The 9,470-nt window shown below is 27.1% G+C and carries 11 protein-coding genes; all 11 read left to right on the top strand.

Going from position 1 to position 9,470, the window contains the following annotated elements; translation table 11 throughout:
* Positions 1–671 precede the first annotated feature (671 nt).
* The 11 genes from ACRC28_RS01105 to fliF all read left to right on the top strand — a co-directional run bounded on the left by ACRC28_RS01105 (position 672) and on the right by fliF (position 9,468).
* Positions 672–929 carry a hypothetical protein gene (locus ACRC28_RS01105; RefSeq protein ID WP_438541613.1) on the top strand — a complete coding sequence of 86 codons (258 nt, stop codon included), beginning with the start codon at positions 672–674 and terminating at the stop codon, positions 927–929.
* A gap of 107 nt (positions 930–1,036) precedes the next feature.
* Positions 1,037–1,603, top strand: coding sequence for an HD domain-containing protein (locus ACRC28_RS01100; RefSeq protein WP_438541612.1), 567 nt, complete (start codon positions 1,037–1,039; stop codon positions 1,601–1,603).
* 173 nt (positions 1,604–1,776) lie between these two features.
* Positions 1,777–2,052 carry a hypothetical protein gene (locus tag ACRC28_RS01095; RefSeq protein ID WP_438541611.1) on the top strand — a complete coding sequence of 92 codons (276 nt, stop codon included), beginning with the start codon at positions 1,777–1,779 and terminating at the stop codon, positions 2,050–2,052.
* 197 nt (positions 2,053–2,249) lie between these two features.
* The gene (locus ACRC28_RS01090) at positions 2,250–3,632 is read left to right on the top strand and encodes an AAA family ATPase (protein WP_438541610.1); all 1,383 of its coding nucleotides are present in this window, start codon (positions 2,250–2,252) and stop codon (positions 3,630–3,632) included.
* The gene (locus ACRC28_RS01085) at positions 3,625–4,320 is read left to right on the top strand and encodes a hypothetical protein (protein ID WP_438541609.1); all 696 of its coding nucleotides are present in this window, start codon (positions 3,625–3,627) and stop codon (positions 4,318–4,320) included. Before ACRC28_RS01090 ends, ACRC28_RS01085 begins: the two co-directional genes overlap by 8 nt.
* An 89-nt stretch (positions 4,321–4,409) precedes the next feature.
* A complete protein-coding gene (gene fliB / locus ACRC28_RS01080; RefSeq protein WP_438541608.1) occupies positions 4,410–5,627 on the top strand; it encodes a flagellin lysine-N-methylase in 1,218 nt (405 codons plus the stop codon).
* A 15-nt stretch (positions 5,628–5,642) separates the two neighbouring features.
* A complete protein-coding gene (locus ACRC28_RS01075) occupies positions 5,643–6,503 on the top strand; it encodes a flagellin (protein ID WP_438541607.1) in 861 nt (286 codons plus the stop codon).
* A gap of 252 nt (positions 6,504–6,755) precedes the next feature.
* A complete protein-coding gene (flgB, locus tag ACRC28_RS01070; protein ID WP_438541606.1) occupies positions 6,756–7,157 on the top strand; it encodes a flagellar basal body rod protein FlgB in 402 nt (133 codons plus the stop codon).
* A 6-nt stretch (positions 7,158–7,163) separates the two neighbouring features.
* On the top strand, positions 7,164–7,568 hold the full coding sequence (flgC, locus tag ACRC28_RS01065; RefSeq protein WP_438541605.1) for a flagellar basal body rod protein FlgC: 405 nt from the start codon (positions 7,164–7,166) through the stop codon (positions 7,566–7,568).
* A gap of 28 nt (positions 7,569–7,596) precedes the next feature.
* Complete coding sequence (fliE, locus tag ACRC28_RS01060) at positions 7,597–7,899, top strand: flagellar hook-basal body complex protein FliE (RefSeq protein WP_438541604.1); 303 nt, start codon at positions 7,597–7,599, stop codon at positions 7,897–7,899.
* 18 nt (positions 7,900–7,917) lie between these two features.
* Positions 7,918–9,468 (top strand): flagellar basal-body MS-ring/collar protein FliF, encoded by a 1,551-nt coding sequence (fliF, locus tag ACRC28_RS01055; protein ID WP_438541603.1) that lies wholly within the window; start codon positions 7,918–7,920, stop codon positions 9,466–9,468.
* The last annotated feature ends 2 nt before the right edge of the window (positions 9,469–9,470 follow it).

The following is a 9,470-nucleotide window of genomic DNA, read 5'->3' as shown; positions in this document are numbered from 1 at the left end:
AGTAAATGAGCAAAAATATTTTTATTTTTAATGTAATTTCTAAAAAAAGTTACACAAGGGGAACTGTTTAAATCTAAAAATGCAAAATCTACTGTTTAAGATTTAAGTAGGTTGAATCATTTTGAAATTGGTTAGTTTTGACAAGAACCCCGGATGAGGACATGCTTTCTACGAAAGCAATTCCTGACCACGGGGTTCTGATTTAAGGCTATGACTTAAACAGCAGATTTTTGTTCGGTAGAGACAGGAGGCCAAGTTAATAATATAGGATTAGCTAGGATAAATGCTAAGATAATAATGTACAGATTATTTAATATTAAAATGTATGACGAGGAATAAATTATTGAGTAGTATCAGTGAGTATGAATAAGAAATTTAAGTATGTATGGGCAAAAAATAAAAATTTAAAATACAAACTAAAATCCAAACCCCGTGGAACGGGTGGGCTAAATAGCTAGTCCGATTGCCCGGAGTTTGTGAAAGACTAACCAAAAGTAACATGAGCCAAAATCTTTTTTATTTTTAATGGGAACTGTTAAGAAGTCTATATAAGGAGCGATGTTTTAAACTTAAAAAATGAAAAATCTATTAGTTAATTTTAAATTGGTGTTATAATAAAATTAATATCTGATAATACTTTAATTAAAGGTTTAAAAGTGAGGTATATGTTGATGGGATTGGATAGAGCAAGGGAAAAAGCAGAGCAAAAGATTGAATATTTAAGTAGCGATAAAGACACTATGAATATTTATTATGAAAGAGAAAGATCGCTTCATGATAGAGCAAATATGATAAACACAGCAGAAAAAAAGAACGCAATTGGAAATGCGATTAATTTCTTAAAGCTAGGAATTGATGTTGAGACAGTAGCAAAGGGAACGGAGCTACCAATAGAAAAGGTAAGAGAATTAAAGAATAAGTTAAAATAAAAATTTAAATAAGATGGAGTCATATGCTATCTGATTTTTTTTGAAGTTGAATATTTTATTCAATTAGAGCAAAAGTAATCATATTACTTGAAGGTACTGGAGGAAATATGGGAAAAGAAATTATAAATAAAATAAAAGTAGAAATTAGAAAAAGATGTGATGGTCCTGGTAATTTCTTTGGGATTGGTAGCTATGAGCATATAGAAAGTGTTGCAAAACATGCTGTTGAACTTGCTCAACATTATGAGGCTGATGTTGAGGTGTGTGAAATTGCAGGGTGGTTACATGATATTGCATCTATTACCGATTATAGTTTGTACAAGGAACACCATATTCATGGAGCCAATATAGCGGAGGATATTCTTAATTTTTATAATTATCCTAAAGATAAGATAGAGTTAGTTAAATTGTGTATATTAAACCATAGAGGAAGTATAGAAAAAGAGAGAAGAACACAAGAAGAGATATGTATAGCAGATGCAGATGCTATTTCTCATTACGATAATTTATCATCGTTATTCTATTTAGCTTTTGTCCAAAGAAAACTTAATATTGATGATGGTACTGATTTTGTTAAAAAGAAGCTTGATAGAAGCTATAATAAAATGTCTAATGAGAGCAAAGAATATTATAAAAACAAAAGAGAACTAATACTATCTATATTAGAGAAATAGAATAAACATTTGTTTAAAACAGAGCCTTTATTTTTAATGTAGCTTTTAAGAAAATTATATAAGAGCAACATTTTAAATTTAAAAATAAAAAATCTAATGGTTAATTCAAAGTTGATGTTATATTAAAATTAATAGTTGATAATACTTTGATTAAAGATTCAAAAGAGGGATGTATGCTAATGAGATTGGATAGAGCAATGGAAAAAGCAGAGCAAAAGATTGAATATTTAAGTAGTGATAAAGACACTATGAATATTTATTATGAAAGAGAAAGGTCGCTTCACGATAGAGCAAATATGATAAGTTCAGCAGAAACGAGAGCAGAAAAAAAGAACGCAATTGGAAATGCGATTAATTTCTTAAAGCTGGGAATTGATGTTGAGACAGTGGCAAAGGGAACGGAATTACCAATAGAAAAGGTAAAAGAATTAAAGAATAAGTTGAAATAAGAAATTTAAATCAGATGGAGTTGTATACCACCTGATTTTTTTTTTTTTTTTGAAGTTGAATATTTTATTCAATAAATGTAAAGTATAAGAATATAATTGCATATATAAACAAAGAAAAAGGAATAAAAAATATCAATTTATGGATTAACAAAGCAGATGAAGAGTGTTAATATAGAAGAAAGAGGTGGATGTAGATTATGATTATAAGATTACAAGAAGTTAATATAAAGAATTTTAAGAATGTAGAGGAGGGGAAAATAACATTTGAAAGTTATAGAAAAAAAGAATATTTTAATGAAATGTTTAATGCAGATATAGTTGGAATATATGGGCAAAATGGGTCTGGTAAAACAAGTATGGTGGAATCAGTAGAAATATTAAAAAATGTACTGCTAGGAAAAAGTTTGGATGTAGAGATAAAAGAATTAATTGATATAAATGATGAAACAGTATTTGGATATAAATTTTTAATTGTGATAGATGAAGAAAGGTATATGGTAAATTATAAATTTATATTTAGATGGATAGAAGAAGAAGAGAATTTAAAAATAGTAGAAGAAGAACTAGACTATGCAAAGATAGATATTACCAGTGAAAAAATAGAAAATAAAAAAGAAATAATAAAAATGAAGATAGAAGATAAGAACGAGAAGATATTTTTACCAGTGAAAAATTTGAAGTTAATAAAAAAAGAAAAAGAATTAGATTTAATGGTAGCAAAGAAAATAGCAGAAACACAAGGGCAGTCTTTTATTTTTAATAAGAAAACAATTGAGATTTTAAAAGAGTGTTTTATTGATGAAAATGAAGTGCTTATGAAAATAATAAATAGCTTAGTTTATTTTGGTGTAGGAGTATTTATTATAAAAAATGATGAATTAGCACAAATTGATATAAATGCATTTATGCCTTTTAACTTTAAATTAAGTAATAAAAAGAATGCAACTGGAGGAACTTTAGCGATAAAATTATTTGAACCAAGTGTGGTACACAAAGAAATATTTGATTTATTAAAGAACATATTAAGTCAAATAAATATAGTATTAAAATCATTGATTCCAGGAATGGAAATAGAAGTTAAGGTTTTGAGAGAAGAATTATTAAAAAGTGGTGATTTAGGAGTTGCTATTCAACTAATATCAATTAGAAATGAGAAAGAAATTCCACTTAAATATGAATCAGAAGGAATAAAGAAAATAATAGCTATTTTAAGTGCATTAATAGAAATGTATAACAATGAAAATGGATGTATTATTGTAGATGAATTAGATTCAGGTGTATTTGAATTCTTATTAGGAGAAATACTAGAAGTCTTAAAAGAAAAAGGTAAGGGGCAATTAATATTTACATCTCACAATTTAAGAGCATTAGAAGTTTTAGATAAAAATGATATTGTATTTACAACAACAAATCCTAAGAAGAGATATATAAAATTAAAAGGTGTTAAAAATACCAATAATTTAAGAGATTTTTATCTAAGAGAAATATTTCTAGGTGGACAAGAAGAAGAGATTTATAAAAAAACTAAAAGTTATGCAATAAGTAGAGCTTTTAGAAAAGCTGGTGAATTCAATGAGTAGAGCAAAAGTAATCATATTTATAGTGGAAGGGATTACAGATAAAGAAGCTTTAGAAGGTGTAATTTCAGAACTATATGAAGAAAAGAATATTATATTTGAAGTTATTGGTGGAGATATTACAAGTGAATATGAAACAAAAGTTAATAATATAAAATCAAATATAGGAAAGAAGATAAAAAGGGTAATAGAAAAATCTAAAATAATAGCAAAAGATATTGATGAAATAATTCATATAGTAGATACTGATGGAACTTATATTGAAGAAGAAAAAGTTATATTTGGAAATGAATTTAAATATTTTGAAGATAGAATAGAAACTAAAGATAGAGATAAGATAATAGAAAGAAATGAAAGAAAAAGTAAAATATTAAATATAATTAATTCGATGGACAATATAACAATAGATAGAAGAAAAATTGGGTATAGTGTGTATTATATGTCTTCAAATTTAGAACATGTTTTGCATAATAAAATGAATGTTATGAAAAGTGAAAAAAATGAATTGGCTAGAAATTTTGAAGATGAATATATAGAAAATCCAGAAAAGTTTTTAGAGTTTGTTTGTAACTCTAAGTTTTCAGTGAATCTTAAATATAAAGACAGTTGGAAATTTATAAAAGTAGATACAAATTCTTTGAAAAGATATACTAACTTTAAAATTTGTATGGAAAAGCTAATAAATAAGTAAGTGAACTAAAAATCAGATGGATTTACTGCCGTCTGATTTTTTTTCTAAAGTTTTTTTAAATAAAAGCGATAATTAAAAGAGGTGATTTTATGAGAGAAAATATTTTAATGCCTGAGTATATGAAAAAGTTTAAATGTATAGGTGGGGCTTGTACTGATACTTGTTGTAAAGGATGGTACATAAGTATTGATGAAGATACATATAAAAAATATAAAAGAGTAAAAAATTATGAAATAAAAAATAAAATAGATAAATATGTTATTAGAACTCGTTCTAATAAAAGTAAAAATAATGTAGCGAAAATGAAGCTTGAGAATAATGGATGTGCTTTTTTAAGAGAGGATGGTTTATGTACTATTCATGGAACTCTTGGGGAAGATTATCTTTCTAATACTTGTAAGGTTTATCCAAGAAGTTTTAATAAAGTAAATAATATAGTTGAAAAAAGCTTAAGTCTTTCTTGTATAGAATCTTCTAAGGTAGTTCTTTTAGAAAAAGAAAAAATGGAATTTTCCTTTATTGAAGAAGAGAAAAAGGAATATTTATTAAATAAGACTGCAAATTTAAGTGAAGAAAAAAAGATTTGGAAGGATTATTTTTGGGATTTAAGAATCTTTACTATAGATATACTTCAAAATAGAAATTATAAGATAGATGAAAGATTAATTATTTTAGGTTTCTTTTATAGTAAATTAGATGAAAAGATAACTGAAAATAAAATAAATGAAATAGAAGATTTAATAAGAACTTATAAAATGTATATAGATGAAAGAGTTTTTGATGAAGGAATAAAAAATATTAATAGTTCTTTAGATTTACAATTTGTAATATGTAAAAAGATTTTAGATATAAGAAGCAACACTTCTATAACATCAGAAAAATATTTAGAATATTTAAAGAAAATGTTATTAGGCTTAAATGTTAAAGAAGGGATTTCAATAGAGGAATCGATGAAAAGCTATAAGGAAGCTCACGAAAAATATTATAAGCCATTTATAGAAGAAAATGAGCATATGTTAGAAAACTATCTTGTTAATCATGTATTTAAAAATTTATTTCCAATAGATGAAGAAAATCCATTTAAAAGTTATATTAAGCTAGTACTACACTATGCAATAATAAAACTACACTTAGTTGGAATAGGAAATAATGAAGAAGGTTTAACAGAAGAAATTGTTGTAGATGTAATTCAAGTTATATCAAAAACTTTTGAACATAATAAAGCTTACTTTAGTACAGTATTAAAAGTTATTTTAGATGGAAAGTTAGATTCTTTAGCAAATATGGTAATTTTAATTAAAAATTAAAAAGGGGGAGTACAGATGAGGTTAAGTACAAATTTAAATTCCTTAAATATATATAGAAATACAAAAATCAATGAACCTAAAAATGCTGAAGCTTTGAAAAGATTATCTTCTGGTAAAAAGCTTTTGTATGCAAAGGATAATCCAAATAAGATAGGGCAAACAAGTGAACTTAGAATGAAGATTAAATCTTTAGAAGTGGCTGAGAAGAATTTACAAGATACTAATTCAATGCTTCAGGCAACTGATGGAGCACTTGGAGAGATTAATAATCTTTTAGAGAGAATGAAGGAGCTTACTGTAAAAGGTGTAAGTGATAGTAATAATGAAGCAGATAAAGAGATAATACAACAGGAAATTCAGTCTATTAAAGAAGGAATAGGAGAAATTGTTGAAGGTTCTAAGTTTAATGGAAAAAGCTTAATTGGAGATAAGGGAGTTTTAGATAATGAATCCCCTCAATATATTAAGGCTATGGCAGGGGCAACTTCAGATGATATTATAGAAATTCCAAAATATAATTTAAGCTTAGATAAGATTATTGATAAAAATGGTGTTTCTTTAGAAGAGATAGATATAACTGATAAAGAAAATAGAGATAAGTATATTACTACAGTAGATACTGCTATTGATTTTGTTTCTAACTTAAGAGGAACTTATGGTGCTATTCAAAGTAGATGTGAAGGAAGCTCTGAATATATAACTGGTGTTAACTTAACAAATGAAAAGGCGTTAAGTAGTTTAGAGGATTCTGATATAGCAATTGAAATGGTTGAATATACAAAAACTGACCTTTTAAGAAATGCAAGTATGAATCTTATGGCTCAAAGCAACAAGCTACCAAAAGAAATTTTAAGTATTTTAGAAAGAATAAAATAGATAAAGGTTAATTTAGATGATATTTTAAATTAATCTGAATTTCTAGTTTAATTAACATAGATAGAATATTTATTAGAGAAAATTAAGGCTGAATTTTAATTAGCCTTAATTTTTTTTTACGTAATTACATAGAACTTTTTAAAAATAATAGAAAAATTTGCAAATATATTTTATAATAGTATTAAATAATTATTTACAAAAGATTAATTAAGTTTCTTAAAAGTACATAAAATAAAAAGGGGGAAGAGAAAAATGGTTATAGAATCTATAAATTCTTCTGAATCATATAATTTATTAAAAGAAGGATTAAAGGCATCAAGCCTTAGAGGAAAAGCAATTGCTAATAATATTTCAAATGTAAACACAAAGGAGTTTAAAAGGGATGTTGTTTTATTTGAAGAAAATTTAAAAAAGTCTATGGGTGATTTTAGTTTAAAGAAAACTAAGGTGAGACATTTAGAAAGTGATAAGAAAGTTGGAAATATTCTAGTTACAAAAGATAGAGAAACTAGTATGAGAAGTGATGGAAATAATGTAGATATAGATATAGAAAAAGTAAATCAAGCAGCAAATAATTTAAAGTTTAATGCATTAGTTCAACAGGCATCAGGAAAGTTTAATAATATGAGTTACATAATTCGTGGAGGGAGGTAAGGATAAATGAATGCATTTAGTACTATGAGAATAAGTGCAAGTGGTCTCGCAGCTGAAAGGCTTCGAATGGACACAATAGCTTCTAATGCAGCACATTCTATGACAACTAGAGGTGAAAATGGTAAGCCTTATGTTAGAAAGATTGCTGTATTTAAAGAAGCATTAGATAAAAATTTAAATAGTGTTGGTGTCCAAGCTGTAGGAATAGTAGAAGATAAGTCGCCACTTAGAAAAGTTTATGATCCAGGTCATGTTGATGCTGATGAAGAAGGTTATGTATTAATGCCAAATGTTAATATTTTAAATGAAATGGCTGATATGATTGCAACTACAAGAGCTTATGAAGCTAATATAGATACATTAAATTCAAGCAAAAATATGTTTATGAAGGCATTAGAAATAGGTAGATAATCAAAAGCAAAGAAAGGTAGAGGGATATATGGTTATAAATGGATTTACTCCAAATGAAGAGATTTTCAAAAAAGATATCTTTGATGGGGTTAAGAGTAAAGAAGTTTCAAACAAAGGATTCACTAGTAAATTAAAGGAAAAGCTTGATGAAGTAAATAATCTTCAAAAAATATCTGAAGAAAAGCAGGTTTCCTTTATAAAGGGAGAAGATGTAGACATACATGAAGTTATGCTTGCAGGTCAAGAAGCCAAACTTTCACTTCAATATGCTGTGGAAGTTAGAAACAAGGTAGTAGAAGCATATCAAGAAATATCAAGAATGCAGTTATAAAGAAATGGAGACGGATTAATGGAAAAACTTAAAGAAATTTTTAAGGGGTTATGGGGAAAGTTTAAGTCTCTTGGAAAAGGCGTAAAGATTGCCTTAATTATAGCTCTAATATCTATTGTTATGGCTATGGTAATGCTTATTTTTTATAATTCTGCAAATAAATATAAGGTTTTGTTTAAAGATTTAGACCCAACAGATGCTCAGATAGTTACAAGTCAATTAAAAGAAAATAAGATTGATATGAAGGTTGATGGAAGTTCAATTTTAGTTCCAAAAGACCAAGTTGATAGCTTAAGACTTGAACTTGCACCAAATCTTTCATCAGGAAGTAAGGGATATGAACTTATGGATGATTCAGGAAGCTTTGGTATGACTGATGAAGAGTTTAACTTAAAAAAACAAAGAATGCTTCAAGGTGAACTTGAAAGAACTATAAAAAGTTTTCCTCAAGTAAATGAAGCACGTATTCATATAACAGAGGCAAAAGATTCAGTATTTGTTGAAGATAAGGAGCCTGGAAAAGCAGCTGTTATTTTAAATGTAAATGGAAAGCTTGAATTAGAGCAGGTAAAATCTATAGTTTCCTTAGTGTCAGGTAGCACAGTAAATATTCCTAAAGAAAATGTTGAAGTTATAGACCAAAGCATGAATCTTTTATCACAAGGGATAGATTATGAAAATGGAGCTAGTTCTAACTCTGCAAGTGGGTTAGATACTCAGTTTAACAAGGAAAAAGAATATGAGGGAAAACTGCAAAAAGAAATAGTTGAGCTTTTAGAACCAGTAGTTGGAAAAGGAAAAATACGTGCAACAGTTAATGCTGACTTAGATTTTGATTCTAAGCAAAAAACAGAAACAAATATTGACCCAAATAAGGTTATAGTTAGTCAACAAACTATAAGTGAAAATAATAATGTTAACAATGGAGCAAACAGTCAAGGACCTGTAGATAATAATATGAGTAACACCATAGGTGATAATAAGGGAAATACAGGTTCAAATAGAAATGAACAAAATACAAATTATGAGTCAGGAAGAACTGAAATTAAAACGATCAGTGCACCAGGAGAAGTTAAAAGATTAACAGCTTCAGTTATAGTTGATGGTAATTTAAGTCCTGTAGTTATTGATTCATTAAGAAGATCAGTAGAAAATGCAATTGGGTTAAATACTGAAAGAGGAGATAAGATTTCACTTGAAAGTATGGAATTTGATCCAAGCTTAAAAGCAGAAAGAGAAAAAGCGTTAGAAGAATTAAATGCTCAAATGAAAAGAGACAAAATTAAAGGGTACGTAATGTTAGCATTAGGTATTATAGCTTTAATTGTTATAGTAATTTTATTAATTAAATTTATTAAAAGAAGAAATGAAGAAAAAGAAGAAAGAAGATTAGATGTTGTAGTTGGAGCAAACGACTATAAGGATATGGAAGCTAACTTTAAGCCAGTTGATTTTGGTAATGAAAATGAAAAGGTTCATTTAGAAAAAGAAGTTAAAAATTATGCAAAAGAAAAACCAGACCAAGTTGTAGATGTTATTAAATCTTGGTTATCAGAAAATGAGGGGTGATA

The sequence above is a fragment of the Clostridium sp. genome (assembly GCF_051650885.1).
Lineage (GTDB): Bacteria > Bacillota > Clostridia > Clostridiales > Clostridiaceae > Clostridium.
Note: the sequence above shows the minus strand (reverse complement) of the source record. Positions and strands in the feature narration are given on the sequence as shown.